General features: G+C 70.7%; 1 protein-coding gene. It reads left to right on the forward strand.

Annotated features, from left to right (window positions below; genetic code table 11):
• A partial coding sequence (locus JHD07_RS21990) for an RsmB/NOP family class I SAM-dependent RNA methyltransferase (RefSeq protein WP_291625702.1) occupies positions 1 to 649 on the forward strand: 649 nt, incomplete at its 5' end.
• Between the last annotated feature and the right edge of the window lie 53 nt (positions 650 to 702).

Raw genomic sequence — 702 nt, forward strand, 5'->3', positions numbered from 1 at the left:
ATCCCAGCTTGCGGCCCAGTTCACCGCGGCAAAACCCGGCGAGCAGGTGATCGATCTCTGCGCCGGCGCCGGCGGCAAGACGCTGGCGCTCGCCGCCCTGATGCAGGGCAAGGGCCGGCTGATCGCGACCGACCGCGACAAGCGCCAGCTCGCCCCGATCCACGAACGGCTGTCGCGCGCCGGCGTCCACAACGCCGACATCCGCACGCCCAAGGGCGAGGCCGATCCGCTCTCGGATATCCGCGCCTCGGCCGATCTCGTCGTCATCGACGCGCCCTGCACGGGGACCGGAACCTGGCGCCGCAACCCCGACGCCAAATGGCGGATGCGGCCCGGCGCGCTGGAGATTCGCTTGCGCGACCAGACCGAGGTCCTGGAGCGCGCGGTCCCGCTGGTGAAGCCGGGTGGCCGCATCGCCTACATCACCTGCTCGGTGCTTTCGGAGGAGAACGGCGAGCAGGTGCGTGCGTTCGTCGCGCGCCATCCCGAGTTCAACTCGGTGCCGCCCGAGCAGACCGCGAGCGTGCTCTGGGACAAGGCGGAGGCGTTCGGCGAGGCCGCACTGAAGTCGGCGGAAGGCTGGCTGATGACGCCGCGCCGGACCGGCACGGACGGGTTTTTCGTGGCGGTGCTGAAGAAGACGGACTGATATCCCTCCGCCGTCATTCCGGGGCGCCCGCAGGGCGAGCCCGGAATCCATGG

The sequence above is a fragment of the Bradyrhizobium sp. genome (assembly GCF_016462955.1).
Taxonomy (GTDB): Bacteria; Pseudomonadota; Alphaproteobacteria; order Rhizobiales; family Xanthobacteraceae; genus Bradyrhizobium.